The 20,421-nt window shown below is 69.1% G+C and carries 24 protein-coding genes and 1 pseudogene; 17 read left to right on the forward strand and 8 right to left on the reverse strand.

Annotation, left to right across the window (positions count from 1 at the left end; all coding sequences use genetic code 11):
- Positions 1-652: 652 nt before the first annotated feature.
- From rpsL to recA, 16 genes and pseudogenes are all read left to right on the forward strand, one after another.
- On the forward strand, positions 653-1,024 hold the full coding sequence (gene rpsL, locus MOTC310_RS03890) for a 30S ribosomal protein S12 (RefSeq protein WP_007557568.1): 372 nt from the start codon (positions 653-655) through the stop codon (positions 1,022-1,024).
- Between the two features lie 128 nt (positions 1,025-1,152).
- Positions 1,153-1,623: a 30S ribosomal protein S7 gene (rpsG, locus tag MOTC310_RS03895; RefSeq protein WP_012319183.1), complete on the forward strand. Its 471-nt coding sequence runs from the start codon at positions 1,153-1,155 to the stop codon at positions 1,621-1,623.
- A 30-nt stretch (positions 1,624-1,653) separates the two neighbouring features.
- A complete protein-coding gene (fusA, locus tag MOTC310_RS03900) occupies positions 1,654-3,729 on the forward strand; it encodes an elongation factor G (RefSeq protein WP_331289779.1) in 2,076 nt (691 codons plus the stop codon).
- A 57-nt stretch (positions 3,730-3,786) separates the two neighbouring features.
- Positions 3,787-4,889: pseudogene (locus MOTC310_RS03905) on the forward strand (elongation factor Tu).
- Between the two features lie 80 nt (positions 4,890-4,969).
- The gene (gene rpsJ, locus MOTC310_RS03910) at positions 4,970-5,278 is read left to right on the forward strand and encodes a 30S ribosomal protein S10 (protein WP_007569268.1); all 309 of its coding nucleotides are present in this window, start codon (positions 4,970-4,972) and stop codon (positions 5,276-5,278) included.
- A 51-nt stretch (positions 5,279-5,329) separates the two neighbouring features.
- Entirely contained in the window at positions 5,330-6,055 is a 726-nt protein-coding gene (gene rplC / locus MOTC310_RS03915) for a 50S ribosomal protein L3 (RefSeq protein WP_020094259.1), read from the forward strand.
- Entirely contained in the window at positions 6,055-6,675 is a 621-nt protein-coding gene (rplD, locus tag MOTC310_RS03920) for a 50S ribosomal protein L4 (RefSeq protein WP_331289780.1), read from the forward strand. The genes rplC and rplD overlap by 1 nt, the downstream gene beginning before the upstream one ends.
- Positions 6,672-6,968: a 50S ribosomal protein L23 gene (locus MOTC310_RS03925; RefSeq protein ID WP_020094257.1), complete on the forward strand. Its 297-nt coding sequence runs from the start codon at positions 6,672-6,674 to the stop codon at positions 6,966-6,968. The genes rplD and MOTC310_RS03925 overlap by 4 nt, the downstream gene beginning before the upstream one ends.
- Before the next feature lie 25 nt (positions 6,969-6,993).
- Entirely contained in the window at positions 6,994-7,830 is an 837-nt protein-coding gene (gene rplB, locus MOTC310_RS03930; protein ID WP_020094256.1) for a 50S ribosomal protein L2, read from the forward strand.
- 5 nt (positions 7,831-7,835) lie between these two features.
- Positions 7,836-8,114, forward strand: coding sequence for a 30S ribosomal protein S19 (gene rpsS, locus MOTC310_RS03935; RefSeq protein WP_012319190.1), 279 nt, complete (start codon positions 7,836-7,838; stop codon positions 8,112-8,114).
- Position 8,115: 1 nt separating this feature from the next.
- The gene (gene rplV, locus MOTC310_RS03940) at positions 8,116-8,502 is read left to right on the forward strand and encodes a 50S ribosomal protein L22 (RefSeq protein ID WP_012319191.1); all 387 of its coding nucleotides are present in this window, start codon (positions 8,116-8,118) and stop codon (positions 8,500-8,502) included.
- Positions 8,503-8,512: 10 nt separating this feature from the next.
- Positions 8,513-9,259, forward strand: a complete 747-nt coding sequence (rpsC, locus tag MOTC310_RS03945) for a 30S ribosomal protein S3 (protein WP_012319192.1) — start codon at positions 8,513-8,515, stop codon at positions 9,257-9,259.
- Positions 9,260-9,270: 11 nt separating this feature from the next.
- Entirely contained in the window at positions 9,271-9,684 is a 414-nt protein-coding gene (gene rplP, locus MOTC310_RS03950) for a 50S ribosomal protein L16 (RefSeq protein ID WP_012319193.1), read from the forward strand.
- Positions 9,685-9,696: 12 nt separating this feature from the next.
- Positions 9,697-9,912 carry a 50S ribosomal protein L29 gene (gene rpmC / locus MOTC310_RS03955; protein ID WP_158169164.1) on the forward strand — a complete coding sequence of 72 codons (216 nt, stop codon included), beginning with the start codon at positions 9,697-9,699 and terminating at the stop codon, positions 9,910-9,912.
- Between the two features lie 21 nt (positions 9,913-9,933).
- The gene (gene rpsQ, locus MOTC310_RS03960) at positions 9,934-10,197 is read left to right on the forward strand and encodes a 30S ribosomal protein S17 (RefSeq protein WP_331289781.1); all 264 of its coding nucleotides are present in this window, start codon (positions 9,934-9,936) and stop codon (positions 10,195-10,197) included.
- Between the two features lie 512 nt (positions 10,198-10,709).
- On the forward strand, positions 10,710-11,771 hold the full coding sequence (gene recA / locus MOTC310_RS03965) for a recombinase RecA (RefSeq protein WP_373866322.1): 1,062 nt from the start codon (positions 10,710-10,712) through the stop codon (positions 11,769-11,771).
- 130 nt (positions 11,772-11,901) lie between these two features.
- On the opposite strand, the gene cckA is transcribed toward recA, so the two are convergent.
- The 8 genes from cckA to MOTC310_RS04005 form a co-directional block, all read right to left on the reverse strand.
- Entirely contained in the window at positions 11,902-14,673 is a 2,772-nt protein-coding gene (gene cckA / locus MOTC310_RS03970) for a cell cycle histidine kinase CckA (RefSeq protein ID WP_331300861.1), read from the reverse strand.
- 170 nt (positions 14,674-14,843) lie between these two features.
- A complete protein-coding gene (gene flhB / locus MOTC310_RS03975; protein WP_331300862.1) occupies positions 14,844-15,911 on the reverse strand; it encodes a flagellar biosynthesis protein FlhB in 1,068 nt (355 codons plus the stop codon).
- A 53-nt stretch (positions 15,912-15,964) separates the two neighbouring features.
- Entirely contained in the window at positions 15,965-16,726 is a 762-nt protein-coding gene (gene fliR, locus MOTC310_RS03980) for a flagellar biosynthetic protein FliR (RefSeq protein WP_331289784.1), read from the reverse strand.
- A 51-nt stretch (positions 16,727-16,777) separates the two neighbouring features.
- On the reverse strand, positions 16,778-17,044 hold the full coding sequence (gene fliQ, locus MOTC310_RS03985) for a flagellar biosynthesis protein FliQ (protein WP_273563973.1): 267 nt from the start codon (positions 17,042-17,044) through the stop codon (positions 16,778-16,780).
- A 48-nt stretch (positions 17,045-17,092) separates the two neighbouring features.
- Positions 17,093-17,407: a flagellar hook-basal body complex protein FliE gene (gene fliE, locus MOTC310_RS03990; protein ID WP_012319201.1), complete on the reverse strand. Its 315-nt coding sequence runs from the start codon at positions 17,405-17,407 to the stop codon at positions 17,093-17,095.
- Between the two features lie 44 nt (positions 17,408-17,451).
- Positions 17,452-17,859, reverse strand: coding sequence for a flagellar basal body rod protein FlgC (gene flgC, locus MOTC310_RS03995; RefSeq protein WP_331289785.1), 408 nt, complete (start codon positions 17,857-17,859; stop codon positions 17,452-17,454).
- A gap of 65 nt (positions 17,860-17,924) precedes the next feature.
- Entirely contained in the window at positions 17,925-18,326 is a 402-nt protein-coding gene (gene flgB / locus MOTC310_RS04000; RefSeq protein WP_331300863.1) for a flagellar basal body rod protein FlgB, read from the reverse strand.
- Between the two features lie 90 nt (positions 18,327-18,416).
- A complete protein-coding gene (locus tag MOTC310_RS04005; protein WP_331300864.1) occupies positions 18,417-18,842 on the reverse strand; it encodes a hypothetical protein in 426 nt (141 codons plus the stop codon).
- 1,338 nt (positions 18,843-20,180) lie between these two features.
- Between MOTC310_RS04005 and MOTC310_RS04010 the strand changes: the two genes are divergently transcribed.
- Entirely contained in the window at positions 20,181-20,417 is a 237-nt protein-coding gene (locus MOTC310_RS04010) for a hypothetical protein (protein WP_331300865.1), read from the forward strand.
- The last annotated feature ends 4 nt before the right edge of the window (positions 20,418-20,421 follow it).

Genomic DNA, 20,421 nt, shown 5'->3' on the forward strand with positions numbered 1-20,421 from the left:
AGTCTTATCCCGATTTCCGACGGCATCAGTTCGCCGATCTGGTTCGGGCGGGGCCGATCAGCAACGATGAGTCGGTGAGCGGCCCATTCTCCTCTCCGGATCGACGCGAGATCAACGGAGAAAGATTTCGTTTTACCGGCGATCTGCAGCACGGGCCGTCATGGAAGACGGCCGCCGCGGCTCGGATCTTCTCGTCGCACCGGCGCCGGCCCGGCTCCCGAAGCGCCGCGGTCGCCTGCCTCGAACCGACGGCCGACGCGCGCCCTCTACCTTTCCCGGCCTCGCCGACGCGCGGGCCCGAGGACCAAGCGCGCCCTTGACCGATCCTTAACCTCCGCCACGATGCAGTTTTCTGCCGCGAGCGCATTGACCTGCGGGGCAACCGCGTCTAGAAGCGCGCCACTTCGGACGGCCATCGGCTGCCGACGGCCCTTGGGCATACCCCCGGAAGCCGCCGCCATCGCCCCGCGCGCTCCGAGGGTTCAAATCGCCTGACGCTGTAAGTCAGATCCGTAGGTACGAGCGCGTTCGTTTCGGGCGTGCTCCTCTGCCCACACCGCGCCGAGGGTCCGTGACAGGCCCTCCGGCGCATATTCGTTTTGCGGACTGCCCTGTGCAGTCCGGACTAGGTGACCGAGGAAGAGGGCACAGGATGCCGACGATCAACCAGCTGATCGCCCAGCCGCGGAAGATCCAGCGGAGCCGCAACAAGGTTCCGGCGCTTGACGCTTGCCCGCAGAAGCGCGGCGTCTGCACCCGCGTCTACACGACGACCCCGAAGAAGCCGAACTCGGCGCTCCGGAAGGTCGCCAAGGTGCGCCTCACCAACGGTTTCGAGGTGATTGGCTACATCCCGGGCGAGGGTCACAACCTCCAGGAGCACTCCGTGGTGATGATCCGCGGCGGTCGCGTGAAGGATCTTCCGGGCGTGCGCTACCACATCCTGCGCGGCGTGCTCGACACGCAGGGCGTGAAGAACCGCAAGCAGCGCCGGTCGAAGTACGGCGCCAAGCGGCCGAAGTAAGTCGGACGCCCGGATATTTCCCGGGCGCCGGTCCGCGTTTCCACGGCCTCGCAAGGATGTCGCCGGCCTCAGGGCTGAGGCGGCCTGCGCGGGGCGCTTAAGATCTTTTCGTTCGAGAGTCTCAGAAGATGTCCCGTCGCCACTCTGCCGAGAAGCGTGAGATCATCCCGGACCCGAAGTACGGGGACGTGGTGCTGACGAAGTTCATGAACTCCATCATGTACGAGGGCAAGAAGTCGACCGCCGAGCGGATCGTGTACGGCGCCTTCGACATCGTCGAGAACCGTGCCCGCGCCAACCCGATCGAGGTGTTCCGCGCCGCGCTCGACAACGTCGCCCCGATGATCGAGGTCCGCTCCCGGCGCGTCGGCGGCGCGACCTACCAGGTCCCCGTCGAGGTCCGCACCGAGCGCCGGCAGGCCCTCGCGATCCGCTGGCTGATTCAGGCCGCCCGCTCGCGCAACGACCGCACCATGGTCGAGCGCCTCTCGGCCGAGCTGCTCGACGCCGCCAACAACCGCGGCAACGCCGTCAAGAAGCGGGAAGACACGCACCGGATGGCGGAAGCCAACCGCGCCTTCTCGCACTACCGCTGGTAAGCGGTTCCGCCGTCTCTCAGGAGCAATTCGATGCCCCGCACGCACGCGATCGAGGACTACCGCAACTTCGGCATCATGGCCCACATCGATGCCGGCAAGACCACGACGACCGAGCGGATCCTCTACTACACCGGAAAGTCTCACAAGATCGGCGAGGTCCATGAGGGCGCCGCCACCATGGACTGGATGGCGCAGGAGCAGGAGCGTGGCATCACGATCACCTCGGCTGCGACGACCTGCTTCTGGCGCGACAAGCGCCTGAACATCATCGACACCCCCGGCCACGTCGACTTCACCATCGAGGTGGAGCGCTCGCTCCGCGTGCTCGACGGCGCCGTGTGCGTGCTCGACGGCAACCAGGGCGTCGAGCCGCAGACCGAGACCGTGTGGCGTCAGGCCGACAAGTACGACGTGCCGCGCGTCGTGTTCGTCAACAAGATGGACAAGATCGGCGCCGACTTCTTCAAGTGCGTCGCCGACATCATCGACCGCGTCGCCGGAAAGCCCGTCTGCCTGCAGCTGCCGATCGGCGCCGAGTCGAGCTTCCAGGGCGTGATCGACCTCATCAAGATGAAGGCGATCGTCTGGTCGGGCGAGGCGCTCGGCGCGAACTTCGACGAGACCGAGATCCCGGCCGACCTCAAGGACCAGGCCGTCGAGTACCGCACCAAGCTGGTCGAGGCCTGCGTCGAGCTCGACGACGAGGCCATGGCCGCCTACCTCGACGGCAACGAGCCGGACGAGGCGACCATGCGTACCCTGGTGCGCAAGGCCGTGCAGCTGCGCGCCTTCCACCCGGTGCTCTGCGGCTCGGCGTTCAAGAACAAGGGCGTGCAGCCGCTCCTCGACGCCGTCGTGGACTACCTGCCCTCCCCCGCCGATCGCGGCGAGATCAAGGGTATCGACTTCAAGACCGAGGAAGAGACCGTCCGCCACCCGTCGGATTCGGATCCCTTCTCCATGCTCGCCTTCAAGATCATGGACGATCCCCACGTCGGCACGATCACCTTCTGCCGCGTCTACTCCGGCAAGGTCGAGACCGGCGCCAACGTGCTGAACTCGTCGCGCGACAAGAAGGAGCGCGTCGGCCGCATGCTCCTGATGCACGCCAACAACCGTGAGGACATCAAGGAGGCCTTCGCGGGCGACATCGTCGCGCTGGCCGGCCTCAAGGATACCCGCACGGGCGACACCCTCTGCGACCCGCAGAAGGCCGTGATCCTCGAGAAGATGGAGTTCCCCGAGCCCGTCATCGAGATCGCCGTCGAGCCCAAGTCGAAGGCCGACCAGGAGAAGCTCGGCATCGCGCTCTCCAAGCTCGCCGCCGAGGACCCGTCCTTCCGCGTCTCCACCGACCAGGAGTCGGGCCAGACCATCCTCAAGGGGATGGGCGAGCTCCACCTGGACATCAAGGTCGACATCCTGCGCCGCACCTACAAGGTCGACGCGAATATCGGCCAGCCGCAGGTCGCCTACCGCGAGAAGCTGACCCGCCGCCAGGAGATCGACTACACGCATAAGAAGCAGACCGGCGGTACCGGTCAGTTCGCCCGCGTGAAGTTCGTGGTCGAGCCGAACGAGCCGGGCGCCGGCTTCTCGTTCGAGTCGAAGATCGTCGGCGGCGCGGTGCCGAAGGAGTACATCCCCGGCGTCGAGAAGGGCCTGAACTCGGTCCTCGGCGCGGGCGTCCTCGCCGGCTTCCCGGTGGTCGACGTCAAGGTCGAGCTGGTCGACGGCGCCTACCACGACGTGGACTCGTCGGCCCTGGCCTTCGAGATCGCCTCCCGCGCGGCCTTCCGTGAGGCGCTGCAGAAGGGCGGCTCGGTCCTGCTCGAGCCGGTGATGAAGGTCGAGGTCGTCTCGCCGGAGGAGTACACCGGCTCGGTCATCGGCGACCTGAACGCCCGCCGCGGCCAGATCCAGGGCCAGGACATGCGCGGCAACGCCAACGTCATCAACGCGATGGTGCCGCTGGCGAACATGTTCGGCTACGTGAACCAGCTGCGCTCCTTCTCGCAAGGCCGCGCCAACTTCACGATGCAGTTCGACCACTACGAAGAGGTGCCGCGCGGCGAGGCCGACAAGGTCATCGCCAAGTACGCCTGAGGCTCACGCCTCAGCATCTCTTCCTCAGCAACGCGAAATCGAATTTAGGAGGCTCTGATGGGCAAGGAAAAGTTCTCCCGCACCAAGCCGCACTGCAACATTGGCACGATCGGGCACGTTGACCACGGCAAGACGTCTCTGACGGCGGCGATCACGAAGGTTCTGGCCGAGACGGGCGGGGCGACGTTCACGGCCTACGACCAGATCGACAAGGCGCCTGAGGAGAAGGCGCGCGGGATCACGATCTCGACGGCGCACGTGGAGTACGAGACGCAGAACCGCCACTACGCGCACGTGGACTGCCCCGGCCACGCCGACTACGTGAAYAACATGATCACGGGTGCGGCGCAGATGGACGGCGCGATCCTGGTGGTGTCGGCGGCCGACGGCCCGATGCCGCAGACCCGCGAGCACATCCTGCTGGCCCGCCAGGTCGGCGTTCCGGCGCTGGTGGTGTTCCTCAACAAGGTCGACATGGTCGACGACGAGGAGCTGCTGGAGCTGGTCGAGCTGGAGGTGCGCGAGCTCCTGTCGAAGTACGACTTCCCCGGCGACGACATCCCGATCACCAAGGGCTCGGCGCTGATGGCGCTGGAGGACAAGGAGCCGAAGATCGGCAAGGAGGCGGTGCTGGCGCTGATGGCGACGGTGGACGCCTACATCCCGCAGCCGGAGCGCCCGATCGACATGCCGTTCCTGATGCCGATCGAGGACGTGTTCTCGATCTCGGGCCGCGGCACGGTGGTGACGGGCCGCGTCGAGCGCGGCATCGTGAAGGTGGGCGAGGAAGTCGAGATCGTCGGCATCCGGGCGACCACCAAGACGACGGTGACGGGCGTCGAGATGTTCCGCAAGCTGCTCCGGGTTCGGTGAAGCCGCACTCGAAGTTCAAGGCCGAGGCGTACATCCTGACCAAGGAGGAGGGCGGCCGCCACACGCCGTTCTTCACCAACTACCGGCCGCAATTCTACTTCCGGACCACGGACGTGACCGGGATCTGCACGCTGCCCGAGGGCACCGAGATGGTGATGCCGGGCGACAACGTGACCATGGACGTGGCGCTGATCGTGCCGGTCGCCATGGAGGAGAAGCTGCGCTTCGCCATCCGCGAGGGCGGCCGCACCGTCGGCGCCGGCGTCGTCGCCGCCATCAACGACTGAGCTCGAGCAAGCATCCTTAGCAGGGCGCGGCGGGGTGAGCGCCCCGCGTACCCCGCCGTCCCTCTCAAGGTTCCAGGATCATGAACGGTCAGAACATCCGCATTCGCCTCAAGGCGTTCGATCACCGCATCCTCGATGCGTCGACCAAGGAGATCGTCTCCACGGCCAAGCGTACGGGCGCGACCATCCGCGGCCCGATCCCGCTCCCGACGCACATCGCCAAATTCACCGTGAACCGCTCGCCCCACATCGACAAGAAGTCGCGCGAGCAGTTCGAGATGCGCACGCACAAGCGGGTGCTCGATATCGTCGATCCGACGCCTCAGACCGTGGACGCGCTGATGAAGCTCGACCTCGCCGCTGGCGTGGACGTGGAGATCAAGCTCTGAGTCCGCTGAGGACTTAGAGCTTACCGTTTCATCGCGCGAGGGAGAGAACCTATGCGCTCAGGCGTCATCGCACAGAAGGTCGGCATGACCCGCGTCTTCACGGACGCGGGGGAGCATGTCCCCGTCACCGTGCTCAAGATCGATCAGTGCCAGGTGGTTGCCCACCGCACCGTCGAGAAGAACGGCTACGTCGCGCTGCAGGTCGGCGTCGGCAAGGCCAAGGTCAAGAACGTGTCGGCCGCCGAGCGGGGCCGCTTCGCGGTCGCCAAGGTGGAGCCGAAGAAGAAGCTCGCCGAGTTCCGCGTCAGCGAGGACGCGCTGATCCCGGTCGGCGCCGAGATCACCGCGGACCACTTCATCCCCGGCCAGTTCGTGGATGTGACCGGCACCACCACCGGTAAGGGCTTCGCCGGCGGTATCAAGCGCTGGAACTTCGGCGGCCTGCGGGCCACCCACGGCGTGTCGATCTCGCACCGTTCGATCGGTTCGACCGGCGGCCGTCAGGACCCTGGCAAGACCTTCAAGAACAAGAAGATGCCGGGTCACCTCGGCGTCGAGCGGGTCACGACCCAGAACCTGCGCGTCGTGCGCACCGATCCCGAGCGCGGCCTGATCTTGGTCGAGGGCGCGGTTCCGGGTGTCGCGGGCGGCTGGATCCAGATCCGCGACGCGGTGAAGCGCAAGCTCCCCGCCGATGTTCCGCTGCCGGGCAAGTTCCGCGAGAACGGTGCCTCCGCTCCGGCGACCGAGGCCCCTGCGGCTGAGGAGACCGCGTGATGAAGCTCGATATCAAAACCCTCGACGGCGCCGGTGCCGGCTCGGTCGAGCTGAACGAAGAGATCTTCGGCCTCGAGCCGCGCGCCGACCTCCTGCAGCGCATGGTCCGCTGGCAGCTGGCCAAGCGCCGCGCCGGCACCCACGCCGTGCAGAACCGCTCGGACGTGAACCGGACCCGCAAGAAGGCCTACAAGCAGAAGGGCACCGGTAACGCCCGCCACGGCGCGGCCTCGGCGCCGCAGTTCCGCGGTGGCGGCCGGGCCTTCGGTCCGGTCGTGCGCGACCACAGCCACGACCTGCCCAAGAAGGTCCGTGCGCTGGCCCTGCGCCACGCCCTGTCGGCCAAGGCCAAGGCCTCGACCCTGATCGTCGTCGACGACATCAAGATCGAGGATCACAAGACGAAGGGACTCGTCGAGCGTTTCGGCAAGATGGGCCTCTCCAACGCGCTGATCATCGGCGGTGCCGAGGTCGACGTGAATTTCGGCCGGGCCGCCCGCGCCATCCCGCAGATCGACGTGCTGCCCGTGCAGGGCATCAACGTCTACGACATCCTGCGCCGCGACACGCTCGTCCTGACGAAGGCTGCCGTCGACGCGCTGGAGGAGCGTTTCAAATGAGTGCCGATCCGCGCCACTACGACATCGTCGTCTCCCCGGTCATCACCGAGAAGGCGACGAACCTGACCGAGCAGAACAAGGTCGTCTTCCGCGTCGCCCCCAAGGCGACCAAGCCTCAGATCAAGGAGGCGGTTGAGAAGCTGTTCGACGTGAAGGTCACGGCCGTGAACACCCTTGTCACCAAGGGTAAGAAGAAGATTTTCCGCGGCCTCCGCGGACAGCGCTCCGACGTGAAGAAGGCGATCGTGACCCTGGCCGAGGGCCACTCGATCGACGTCACGACCGGGCTCTGAGGACGGGATTTAGGGATCCAAGCCGATGGCCTTGAAGACATTCAAACCGGTCACGCCGAGCCTGCGCCAGCTCGTGCTCGTCGACCGCCGTGAGCTCTACAAGGGCAAGCCGGTGAAGGCGCTGACGGAGGGCAAGTCGTCCTCCGGCGGCCGCAACAATCTCGGCCGCATCACCGTCCGCTTCCGCGGCGGTGGCCACAAGCGCGTGCTGCGCAACGTCGACTTCAAGCGTCGCGAGCAGCTCGGCGTCGCCGCCACCGTGGAGCGGATCGAGTACGATCCGAACCGGACGGCGTTCATCGCGCTGATCAACTTCCCCGACGGGAAGCAGAGCTACATCCTGGCCCCGCAGCGCCTGCAGCCGGGCGACAAGGTCGTGGCCGGCGAGAGCGTCGACATCAAGCCGGGCAACGCCGCTCCGGTCGGCTCGATGCCGGTGGGCACGATCGTCCACAACGTCGAGCTGAAGATCGGCAAGGGCGGCGCGATCGCCCGCTCGGCCGGCAACTACGCGCAGATCGTGGGCCGCGACCAGGGCTACGTGACGCTCCGCCTGAACTCGGGCGAGCAGCGCCTGGTCCACGGTCAGTGCTTCGCCAGCGTCGGCGCGGTCTCGAACCCGGACCACATGAACATCTCGCTCGGCAAGGCCGGGCGCAACCGTTGGCTCGGCAAGCGCCCGCACAACCGCGGTGTGGCGATGAACCCGGTCGACCATCCGCACGGCGGCGGCGAGGGTCGCACCTCGGGCGGCCGCAACCCGGTCACGCCTTGGGGCGTGCCCACCAAGGGGAAGAAGACCCGGTCCAACAAGCGGACCGACGTGTTCATCCTGTCCAGCCGCCACAACCGCAAGAAGTAATCGCTATGGCACGCTCTCTCTGGAAGGGGCCGTTCGTCGACGGCTACCTCTTCAAGAAGGCCGAGGCGGCGCGGGGCTCCTCGCGCTCCGAGGTCATCAAGATCTGGAGCCGCCGCTCCACGATCCTCCCGCAGTTCGTCGGGCTCACCTTCGGTGTGCACAACGGGCAGAAGCACATCCCGGTCTACGTCACCGAGGAGATGGTCGGGCACAAGTTCGGCGAGTTCTCGCCGACCCGCACCTTCCCGGGCCACGCGGCCGACAAGAAGGCGAAGAGGCGCTGAGATGGGCAAGCAAGCCACCCCCCGCGCGCTCCCCGAGAACGAGGCGAAGGCCGTCGCGCGCATGCTGCGCGTCAGCCCGCAGAAGCTCAACCTCGTGGCGCAGATGATCCGCGGCAAGAAGGTCGACACGGCGCTCGCCGAGTTGCAGTTCTCGCGCAAGCGGATCTCGACCGAGGTCAAGAAGTGCCTAGAGAGCGCCATCGCCAACGCCGAGAACAACCACGACCTGGACGTGGACGACCTCGTCGTCTCCCAGGCCTTCGTGGGCAAGGCGCTGGTTCTCAAGCGCTTTCACGCCCGCGCCCGCGGCCGCGGCGCGCGTATCCTGAAGCCCTTCTCGAACCTCACCATCGTGGTTCGTGAAGTCCGCCAGGCCGAAGCGGCCTGAGGAGGATCTGATGGGCCAGAAAGTCAATCCGATCGGTCTCCGGCTCGGCATCAACCGGACCTGGGATTCCCGCTGGTTCGCCAACAAGGGCGACTACGCGAAGCTCATGCACGAGGACGTCGCGATCCGCGCCGCCCTCATGAAGCAGCTCAAGCAGGCGGCGGTCTCCAAGATCGTCATCGAGCGTCCGCACCGGAAGTGCCGCGTCACCATCCACTCGGGTCGTCCAGGCGTGGTGATCGGTAAGAAGGGCGCGGATATCGAGAAGCTGCGCAAGCTCGTCGGCACCATGACCAAGGCCGACGTGACCATCAACATCGTCGAGGTGCGCAAGCCCGAGATCGACGCCACCCTGGTGGCCGACTCGATCGCCCAGCAGCTCGAGCGCCGCGTCGCCTTCCGGCGCGCCATGAAGCGGGCCGTTCAGTCGGCCATGCGTCTGGGCGCCGAGGGCATCCGGATCAACTGCTCGGGCCGTCTCGGCGGCGCCGAGATCGCCCGCCAGGAATGGTACCGCGAGGGCCGCGTGCCGCTGCACACGCTGCGCGCCGACGTCGACTACGGCACCGCCACGGCGTTCACGACCTACGGCACCTGCGGCATCAAGGTGTGGGTGTTCAAGGGCGAGATCCTCGAGCACGACCCGATGGCCCAGGACAAGAAGGCCCAGGAAGAGGGCGGCCGCTCCGGCGGACGCCGTGAGCGCGATGGCGAGGGCGGCCGCGAGCGCGGACGCCGCGAGCGCGAGCACGCGTAAGGTAGGAAGCCATGCTGCAACCGAAAAAGACCCGCTTCCGCAAGCAGTTCAAGGGCCGCATCCACGGTGCGGCCAAGGGCGGCTTCGAGCTGAACTTCGGCCAGTTCGGCCTGAAGGCGGTGGAGCCCGAGCGCGTCACCGCCCGCCAGATCGAGGCGGCCCGCCGCGCGATCACCCGCGAGATGAAGCGCCAGGGCCGCGTCTGGATCCGGGTGTTCCCGGATGTCCCGGTCTCGTCGAAGCCGACCGAGGTCCGCATGGGCTCCGGTAAGGGCGCCCCGGATTACTGGGCGGCCCGGGTCCATCCCGGCCGGATCATGTTCGAGGTCGACGGCGTTGCCGAGAACATCGCCAAGGAGGCGCTCCGCCTCGGCGCCGCGAAGCTCCCGATCCGCACGCGGGTCGTCCAGCGCATCGCCGACTGAACGGAGGATATCGTGAAGTCGACCCAACGAGTGTCTGATCTTAAGGCGCTGTCGCCGGATCAGCTGAATGACGAGCTGATCAACCTCAAGAAGGAGCAGTTCAACCTGCGCTTCCAGGGGGCCACCGGCCAGCTCGAGAACGTCGCCCGCGTCCGTGAGGTCCGCCGCGACATCGCCCGTGTCCGGACTCTGCAGCGCGCCAAGACGCTGCAGCAGGCCAAGGGCTGAGGCGGGTTTTAGGAGACAACCATGCCGAAGCGCATCCTGCAGGGCACCGTCGTCAGCGACAAGGGTGAGAAGACCATCGTGGTGAAGGTGGAGCGTCGCTTCACGCACCCGGTGATGAAGAAGACCGTGCGTCGCTCGAAGAACTACCACGCGCACGACGAGGCGAACGTCGCCAAGGTTGGGCAGACGGTGTTCATCGAGGAGTGCCGCCCGTTCTCGAAGACCAAGACCTGGAAGCTGGTCGAGGGCGAGGTCGCCCAGGCCGAGGCCGGCGAGGCCGCCTGATCCCGGGATCCCGGCGGCCGCGATCTTCGCATCCGCCAGGTCCCGGCACGCGGCTTCGGGGACGTTGCCCTTCGGGGTAGCCACCCCGGGAAGGCCCGGTGACCGGTAAGACGAGTGCCCGGACGCAATTCGACTCGCGAGAGCCGGATTCGTGCCGGGCTTCGTCGTTTCTGGTTCTCGTCGGACTGTGGGATCCCGATCGGGCAGCGGCCTGGCGCGTCGTGAGATGGCGGAGAGGGCTCCCCGTCGTGGCTCACGTCCGGTCCTGGCGGTCGGCCGCTGTGTATGGCGGCGCTCGGGTATTTATTGATCGGATGATATGGGGTCGTCGCGGGGCTTTCGTGCGTCGAGACGGGATTTCGCGGGAAGCGCGCGGCAAAGCGGCGTTCCGGCCTTGCTGGGTGAGAACAAAACAGGTACATAGAGGCGGTGGCGACGCGCGTTGTGAACTGCGTCCAACCTCTTCATAAGGAGCCCGCCAGATGGCCCAGCCCGCATTGAAAGTGGTCGACATGCCCCCGGTGGACAAGGACAAGTCCAAGGCGATCGACGCCGCCCTGTCTCAGATCGAGCGCGCCTTCGGCAAGGGCTCGATCATGCGCCTCGGCAAGAGCGACAAGGTCCAGGAGGTCGAGACCGTCTCGACGGGCTCGCTGGGCCTCGACATCGCGTTGGGCGTCGGCGGTCTGCCGCGCGGTCGCGTGATCGAGATCTACGGACCCGAATCGTCCGGCAAGACGACCCTGGCGCTCCACACCATCGCGGAGGCGCAGAAGAAGGGCGGCGTCTGCGCCTTCGTGGATGCGGAGCACGCCCTCGACCCGGTCTACGCCCGCAAGCTCGGCGTGAACCTCGACGACCTGCTGATCTCCCAGCCCGACACCGGCGAGCAGGCCCTGGAGATCACCGACACGCTGGTGCGCTCCGGCGCCATCGACGTGCTGGTGGTCGACTCGGTGGCCGCGCTGACCCCGCGGGCCGAGATCGAGGGCGAGATGGGCGAGAGTCAGCCCGGCCTCCAGGCGCGGCTGATGAGCCAGGCCCTGCGCAAGCTGACCGGCTCGATCTCGCGCTCGAACTGCATGGTCATCTTCATCAACCAGATCCGGATGAAGATCGGCGTCATGTACGGCAGCCCCGAGACCACCACGGGCGGCAACGCCCTCAAGTTCTACGCCTCGGTGCGCCTCGACATCCGCCGCATCTCGACCCTCAAGGACCGGGACGAGGCGATCGGCAACCAGGTCCGCGTCAAGGTGGTGAAGAACAAGGTCGCGCCGCCCTTCAAGCAGGTCGAGTTCGACATCATGTTCGGCGAGGGCGTGTCGAAGGTCGGCGAGCTGATCGACCTCGGCGTGAAGGCCGGCATCGTCGAGAAGTCCGGCGCCTGGTTCTCGTACAACAGCCAGCGCCTCGGCCAGGGCCGCGAGAACTCGAAGGGCTTCCTGCGCGACAACCCGAAGATCGCGGCCGAGATCGAGGGCTCGATTCGGCAGAATTCCGGCCTCGTCGCCGAGAAGATCCTGGAGAACGCCGCCCCGACGGCGGACGATCTCGACGAGGGTGAGGCGTAGGCCGCTTCGCCGCGCACCGGGATCGGCGCGCGGCGGATCGATCGGTGCGGAGTGATGGACGGCCCCGGAGCTTCTCCGGGGCCGCTTCTCGTTGCGGGGTGCGGGCGCGCCGTCCTCGGTTCGCGGCGCCTCAATCCGCCATCGTCTTCTTCACGGTCTCGACGAGCTGCTTCAGGCTGAAGGGCTTGGGCAGGAAGTTGAAGGTCTCACCCTCTGGCAGGTTCTTGCGGAACGCGTCCTCGGCGTAGCCGGACACGAAGATCACCTTCAGGTCGGGCTGATGCTTGCGCACCTCCCGCAGCAGGGTCGGGCCGTCCATCTCGGGCATGACCACGTCGGAGACGACGAGGTCGATCGCCTGCGCGCCCTCCCGGACGATCGCGAGGGCCTCGAGTCCCGAGGCCGCCTCCAGCACCGTGTAGCCGCGGGCCGAGAGCGCGCGGCTGTTGACCGCCCGGACCGGATCCTCGTCCTCGACGAGCAGGATGGTCCCCTGTCCGGTATGGTCGGCGGCGGGCTTGCGCGGCGCCGGCTTGTCGGCCCTGGTCGGAGCCTTCCCGCCCTGCGGCGCGATGGCGTCGCCGCCCGCGGCCGTCTTCGTGTCCGGATGCGGGGCGGCGGAGGCCGGCGCGAGCGGCTCCGCGCGCGGCAGGGCCGGCTCGCCGGCCGCGACCGGCACCTCCTCGGGCTCGGCCACGGGCACGTGGCGCGGCAGGTAGATGCGGAAGGCAGTGCCCTCCCCGACCTTCGACTGCACGTCGATCGTGCCGCCCGATTGCTTGACGATGCCGAACACCGTCGAGAGGCCGAGGCCCGTGCCCTTGCCGATCTCCTTGGTGGTGAAGAACGGCTCGAAGATCTTCTCCATCAGCTCGGGCGGGATGCCCTGGCCGGTGTCGCGCACCTCGATCAGCACGTGGTCGCCGGCCGGCGCCCCGCCGCGTCCCTCCGCGCCGGCGGCCGCCCCGGGATCGGAGACGTTCTCGGTGCGGATCGTCAGCTTGCCGCCTTCCGGCATGGCGTCGCGGGCGTTGACCGCGAGATTGACGATGACCTGCTCGAACTGGTTGACGTCGGCCTTCACGGGCCAGACCTCGCGGCCGTGCTTCAACTCCAGGGCGACGCGCTCGCCGAGGAGCCGCTTGAGGAGGAGGGTCAGCTCGGAGAGCGCCTCCCCGACATTCATCACCTCCGGACGCAGGGTCTGCCGGCGGGAGAACGCCAGGAGCTGGCGGACGAGGCCCGCCGCCCGGTTGGCGTTCTGCTTGATCTGCATGATGTCCTGGAAGGCCGGGTCGGTCGGCCGGTGGCTCGCGAGCAGCAGGTCCGAGTAGCCGATGATCGCCTGCAGGACGTTGTTGAAGTCGTGCGCGATGCCGCCGGCGAGCTGGCCGACCGCGTTCATCTTCTGCGCCTGGGCGACCTGCTGCTCGAGCTGACGCTGCGCCGTCGTGTCGAGGGCGTAGAGGATGACCCGCTCGGCCTCGTCGGTCTGCTGGCCGGGATCGCCGCCGTCGGCGGGGCTGAGCCAGACCCGGGCCGAGCGGCCGCCGGGCCCGTTCAGCTGGACCTCGATCGGCTCCGGATCGGTCCGACCGCTCGCGGCGCGGGTGAGCCCGGCCTCCAGGGCGGTCCGGTCGGCCACCGAGTCGGCGACGTTGGGCTCGACCCGGGGCACGCCCTCCCCGTCCGGGACGCCGTCGTCGGCCTGCCGCGGGATCGTGCCGAACAGCCGCGTGAACGAGGCGTTGGCGCGGGCGATGCGGCCGCCGCTGTCGAGGGTCGCGATGGCGATCGGCGAGTTGTTGAGGAAGCGGGCGAGGCGCACCTCGGCGGCGCGCTGCGGCTCGTCGGTCTCGGCCCCGGCGGAGCGGTTGATCACGAAGGTCCGCGACGAGCCGGGCTTGCCGTCCTTGCCGAAGGCGACCCGGTGATAGAGCCGGACCGGCAGGGTGTGGCCGTTGCGGCGGCGCAGGTCGAGGTCGAAGCGGTCGGTGCGGACCTCGCCGGGCAGGCCGGCGGTGCGCACGAGCACGTCCGCCTCCGGGGCGATCTCGGTGAGGTGCGGGCCGCCGGGGCCGACGCTGGCGAGGTCGTAGCCGAGCCAGGCCGCCAGGGTCGCGTTCATGTAGACGATGGCGCCGGCCGGATCGATCGACAGGAAGCCCGCCGGGGCGTGGTCGAGATAGTCGATGGCGTGCTGGAGTTCCTGGAAGACGTTCTCCTGCCGCTCGCGCTCGGCGGTGATGTCGGCCACCGTCCAGAGGGAGGCTGCCCGGCGCGGACGCGCCAGGGGCCGCACCGAGACCCGGTACCAGCCGAAGCCGCGCTCGCCGGCCGTGGGACCGAGGGGCGGCGACATCCGCACCTCCTCGGTATGGGCCCGCGCATCGCGCGAGGCCTGCGACAGGCGGTACACCGCCTCGGAGACTTCCGGCGAGCCGACGAGGATGCGCTCCACCGGCACGAGGTTCGAGAAGGTGTCGCCGCTGGCGATCCGGAGATAGGCCTCGTTGGCGTAGATCAGCCGGCCGCCATCCTCCACGACCAGCTTGCCGTCCGGCGAGGCGTCGACGATGCCCTTGGTGATGTCGTCCCGGGCGGCGCTGCCGCTGAGCTGGAGCGCCCCGATGGCGAGGGCGAACAGGAAGAACACGCCCGCCATGGCCAGCAGGGCCAGCAGCCAGACGATCAGCGACTGGGCCTGCTCGTTGGCCACGAAGGACAGGCCGATGGCGGCGCCGACCAGCAGCCCGGCGAGCACGAGCAGCAGGCCGACCCGGCCCGGCTGCTCCGACCGGTCGATCGAGCCGGTTCCCAGCAGGGCTGACGCCTGTGTGACCGGGGGACCCGAATTCTGCGGGCCCGCGGCGGGCGCCGGAGGTCCAGTGACGTCGGCCATCGGCTTCATTCCAGAACAGTCACCCGGTTAGTCCGCCGGCCATATCAGGACATGCGCGGCGCGGCATCAGTCTCGTCGCGCCAAGCCTTGACACAGGCTCGCGAAAAAAGGTGGAGGAAGCGTGGCTTTCGCCGGCCCGGATGCGCGGAGCGGTGGCTCGGCGCGGGACCTCAGGCCGCCCGTCTGCGCAGGCGCAGCACGAACCCGATGACCTCCGCCACCGCGCGGTAATGCTCGGCCGGGATCTCCCGGTCGATCTCCACGGTGGCGTGCAGCGCCCGGGCGAGCGGCGGGTTCTCGATCACCGCGACGCCGTGCTCGGCCGCCACCGCGCGGATCCGCAGGGCCAGCGCGTCGACGCCCTTGGCGACGCAGACCGGCGCGGCCATGCCGGTCTCGTAGCGCAGCGCCACCGCGTAGTGGGTCGGGTTCGTGACCACGACGGTGGCGGTGGGCACCGCGGCCATCATGCGCTTCTTCACCCGCGCCATCCGGAGCTGCTTCAGGCGGCCCTTGACCTCCGGGTTGCCCTCCGACTCCTTCATCTCCTGCTTGAGCTCCTCCTTCGACATCCGGTGGCGCTTGCGCCAGCGGAACCGCGCGTAGAGCGCGTCGCCGAGGGTGATCGCGAGGTGCATGCACAGCATGCCGGCGAGCAGCTTCAGGCTGAGGGACAGGACCGCCGGCATGGAGGCGGCCGGGTCCAGGCGGGCGAACACCTCCAGCCGGTCGCGGTCGTTCCACAGCATCACCGCGCCGACCACGCCCACGGCGGCGATCTTCGCCAAGCCCTTGCCGAACTGGAACAGGGCCTCGATGCCGAGGAGCCGCTTCACGCCCGCCATCGGCGAGAGGCGCGAGAATTTCGGCATCAGCGTCTCGGCAGAGAAGACCAGCGGGTGCTGGAGGAGCCCGGCGGCCAGCCCGGCCACGACGGCCAGCCCCACCGGCACCGCCACCGCCTGGAGCCACAGCCACAGGCCGCGCGTCATGGCCGCCTTCATGGCCGTGGCGTCGTCCGGCAGGGTGTGGGCGTTGGCGAGGTAGGCCTTGAGCCCGTGCAGGAGGTTCGTGGCGATGGTCGGGGCCGCGACCAGCAGGGCCAGGGTAAAAGCGGCCAGCATCGCGAAGGTGTTGATCTCGGTGCTGGTCGCGACGTCGCCGCGCTCGATCGCCTGATCGAGCCGTCGTTGGGACGGCTCCTCGGTCTTGTCCTCGTCGTCGGTATCGTCGGCCATCGCGCGTCGGGCTCAGAGCTGGGACATCATCGGGTCACGGGCGGTCCGGCCGCTCAGCGGCCGACATAGTCCCCGAGATACCGGCCCAGGTCGTCCAGGAAGACGCCCATCATGACGCCGAGACAGCCCATCAGCAGCAGCATCCCGATCAGCACCGAGGCCGGGACCGCCAGGAAGAACACCTGCATCTGGGGCATCAGCCGCGAGAGAACCCCGAGCCCCAGGTTGAACAGGATCCCGAAGGCGATGAACGGGCCGGAGATCTGCACCGCCAGGGTGAAGCCCCGGGCGAGTGCCTTGGTGGCCAGCATCAGCGCGTCCGAGAAGGACGGCACGCCGTCGGGGGGCAGCACCTCGTAGCTGCGGGCCACGCCCTCGATGGCGAGATGGTGCAGGTCCGCGGCGAAGATCAGCGTGATCCCGAGCAGCGACAGGAAATTGCCGATCGCCACCTGCTGGCCGCCCTGGCTCGGATCGACCGTCATGGCGTAGGACAGCCCGACCTGCGCCGAGATGATCACCCCGGCGGTCTGGAGCGCGGCGAGGATCATCCGCACCGTCAGGCCGAGCACCAGCCCGATGATCGTCTCGCCGAACAGCAGGCCGATCAGGCGCGGGCCGGCCACGCCCTCGGTGCCGCCGAGCAGCGGGCGCACGGTCGGGAACAGCACCAGGGCGGTGAGCAGCGCGAAGGCGAGGCGCAGGCGCGGCGACACCGACTGCTCGCCGATTCCCGGCATCAGCATGATCAGCGTGCCGATACGCGCGAAGGTGATCAGGTAGGCCGAGGCGATGCCGGGCAGGAGCAGGTTCATCGCGGCCCCTATGGCACGCGGCGGCCGCGCCTGTCCCGGCCGGCGCGCGCATCAGCCGCCGGCCGCGATGCGGGCGGCGATGCGGGTCATGTAGCCGGCCATGGCGTCGCCCATGAAGGGCAGCATCAGGAGCAGAGCGGCGAACACCGCCACGACCTTGGGCACGTAGATCAGGGTCTGCTCCTGGATCTGCGTCAGGGCCTGGACCAGGGAGACCGCGAGGCCGACCGCGAGGGCGACCAGCATCAGGGGGCCGGCCACCTTGAGGAACACGAAGATGCCGTCGCGGGCGACGTCGAGGATGGCGAGGCCGGTCATGGGGATGCGATCTGTGCGGGTGGAGCGGGCGGAGGAGCGGGCAGCCGGTCAGATCTGCATGCGCATGATCTCCTCGTAGGCGGAGATCATGCGGTCGCGCACCGCCACCATGGTCTGGAGGGCGGTCTCGCTCTCGGCCACCGCGGTGACCACGTCCACGACGTTGGCCTTGCCGGCGGCGGCCGAGACGGCCTGGGAATCGGCCCGACGGCCGGCATCGCCGACGCTGTCCAGGGTCTGCCCGAGCATCTGCATGAAGTCCGTGCCGGTGCCGGTCGTCGGCTGCACCCGGGGCGCGGGCCGGCCGCCGGCGAGGCCCTGGACGGCCGCGTAGGCACCCGCCGCGAAGTTGCTCGAAGCCATCGCCATGCGTCCTTGCTATGCGGTCCTGCCGCGGGCTTCGGGGCTCACTTCAGGATGCCGAGGGTCTGCGCCAGCATCTTGCGGGTTGCGCTGATCATGTTGAGGTTCGCCTCGTAGGAGCGCTGGGCCTCGCGCAGGTCCATGTTCTCGATCAGGGCGTTGACGTTGGGCATCTGCACCACGCCCTGGGCGTCGGCCGCGGGGTTGCCCGGCTCGTACTTGGTCCGGAAGGCCGACGGGTCGCGCTTGACCCGCCCCGCCTCGACGAGCTTGGCGCCGGTCTCATCGTCGAGGTGGCTGGTGAAGGTCGGGATCTTGCGCCGGTACGGCTGCGCCCCGGCGGAGGCCGGCGCGGAATCGGCGTTGGCGATGTTCTCGGCGATGATGCGCATCCGGCCCGACTGGGCCTTGAGGCCCGCGGCCGCCACCGCCAGCGACTTCGTGAATTCCATGTCTCAGGCCCCTCCCGCTGCCGCGACGCCGCGGCCGTCAGCGCTCCAGTGTCGGCCGGCGCGCATCAGCTCTTGCCGATCGCGATCTTCAGGGTGGTCAGGCTGTGCTGGTAGAGCGAGGCCGCGAGCTGGTAGTCCGACTGGTTCTCGCCGGCCTTCATCATCTCGTCCTCGAGATTGACGCCGTTGCCGCTGGGGCGGATCTCGAAACCCTTCGCGCGCTTGGAATCGGCCCCGACCGCCTGGCCGGGGGGCGCCATGTGGCCCGCGCTCGTCAGCGTCAGGCTGGAGCCGGTGGTGGCGAGGGCGCCGGTCGCCCGGTCGAAGCGCGGCTCGACGAGGTCGCGGGGCTTGAACCCCGGCATGTCGGCGTTGGCGACGTTCTCGGCGATCACGCCCTGGCGCGCCTGCGCCCATTGCATCCGCGTGCGCAGCATGCTCAGCACGGGCAGGTCGGTGAGGGCCATGGTCGCCTCCGGGATGGCGTGGCCGCGCCGGAACGAGCGGGCCCGGCAAAATCTGCCGCCCGCATGGTTAACGCCGCGTTAAGCCCGAGCTCACGGGGCGTCGGTGTGCGGCGCGGGCTGCGGCTCCTCCGTGCAGCGGGCGAAGAAGCACCCCGGCGCGCGGCCGTCGACCGGCGGCGCGGCGTGGCCGAAGGGCGGGGACTCGCCGTGGGGCTCGACCGGCGCGTCGAGATGGGCCGCGACCGTGACGTCCCGGCCGTAATCGCAGAGCGGCGTGTAGGCGATGTCGCACACCGCCCGGACGGGCCGGCCGCAATCGTTGAACACCTGGAACACGTACCAGCGCGCGTTCCCGGCGCGCCCGGTCCCGCGCCGGTGCTGCAGGCACCGCGACGGCGTCCCGTCCAGCCCGGCGCTCCGCTCGTAGGGGCTCCAGGCCGGGGGCTGCGGCGCCGCCGCGGCCGGGACGCCCGCGGCGAGGAGGACGAGAGTGGGGAGCGTGAGCGGACGCGTCATCGCGGGAGCCTGCGGCGACCCGCGGGCGCGGGCCGGAGCGCCGGCTTCTGAGCGCCGGATGTGTCCGCTCTGTCTCCGTCGGGCGGAAGCCGGCGGCATGCCGATCGGGCGCCCGTCTCGGCCGCCGAATGCCGGTCGAGCCGTGCCGGCCGCCCAGTCCCGGCGTATTGTCTTCTGCGCGCTCAATTAAAAGGTCTGTTAACGAACTCTTAACGTCGTTTGCCTTGCCGCCCCTCGGCCGTGGTATGGATCAAGTCCGTGCCGGCGCGCACCCGCGCCGGTCGGAACGTGCGAGTGCGTAATCTTGCGATGGCTGCAATCCGTGTTCGGCTCTGACGGCTCCCCCATCGTCCAGTATATCGTGATCTTCGCCGTCATCTTCACGGCGCTCGCGGCGATCGTGTTCACGGTGCGCCGGCTCACTGGCCGGAACCTGGCCCTGCCGGGCCGCGCCGGAAGCCGCGGGCGCCAGCCGCGGCTCGGGATCGTCGACGTCTACGAGCTCGACCGGGCCCGGCAGCTGATCCTGCTGCGCCGGGACAATGTCGAGCACCTGCTGCTGGTGGGCGGCCCCAACGACGTCGTGGTCGAGCGCAACATCCAGCGCGGCCAGCGGCCGCTGCCGGAGGCGGCGATCCGGCCGGAGCTGGCGCCCGAGCCGCTGGACGAGCCGCTCCCGGACCCCCTCGTCCAGGGCGGCCGCCTGCCCGAGCCGCCCCGCGTGCTCCCGGAATCCGGAGGGCGGCGCGCGGAGCCGCTGTTCGACCCGGGCTTCGAGATGCCGGTGGTCGTGCCGTCGCCGGTGCCGCGCTCGGCCTCCGCCCCGGCCGTGACGCTGCCCCTCGATCCCGCGCTGTTCGGCGGCGACGAACCCGGTCAGGACATCTCCGCGCCCCTGGGCGCCGCGCCGCCGCCTGCGCCGCAGGCACAACCGGCCCCGGCGCCGCCCGCGCCCGAACCGGTGGTGCCANCCCTCGCCGGCCCCTGCCCCGCCCAGGCCCGTGCCGCCGCCGGCGATGCCGAAGGCCGACCCCCTTCCGCCCGTGCCGGCTCCGCCGCCCGCCGCGCCGCCCGTCCAGCCGCCCGACGCGAAGGGATCCGGCAACCCGTTCTCGGTGGAGGAGATCGAGGCCGAGTTCGCCCGCCTGCTCGGTCGTCCGCTCGACAAGCGGGGCTGAGCGCGCCGACCAGGGGTGGCGCGCGGTGTCCGGACGTGGCCGGATCGGATCCGTCGCTCCGGGGCGGACCGGCGAGGAGCGCGTCCGTTCAGGGCGGCAGATCTGCGATTGACGGTTGGTTAACCATCTTCCGGGACGCTTCGTGCCGGAGGATTTGGCAATGCTCGCGCTGGATGCTGGAACGGCTCACCGGAGCCGCGCTTACAGGACCTTCAGGCTCGACCGGGCCGGCCGCGTCTGCGCGGCCGAGATCCTGTCGGCCGAGGACGACACGCAGGCGCGGCGCCGCGCCCGGGCGATGGTCGGGCGCGACGCGATCGAGCTGTGGGAGCGGACGCGCTTCCTCGGGCGCTTCGAGCCGGCCGTGCCGGCCGCTCGGGATCGCGCCGCCCGCTGAGGCC

Origin of the sequence: Methylobacterium oryzae, assembly GCF_036441375.1 — a bacterium.
Taxonomy (GTDB): domain Bacteria; phylum Pseudomonadota; class Alphaproteobacteria; order Rhizobiales; family Beijerinckiaceae; genus Methylobacterium; species Methylobacterium oryzae_A.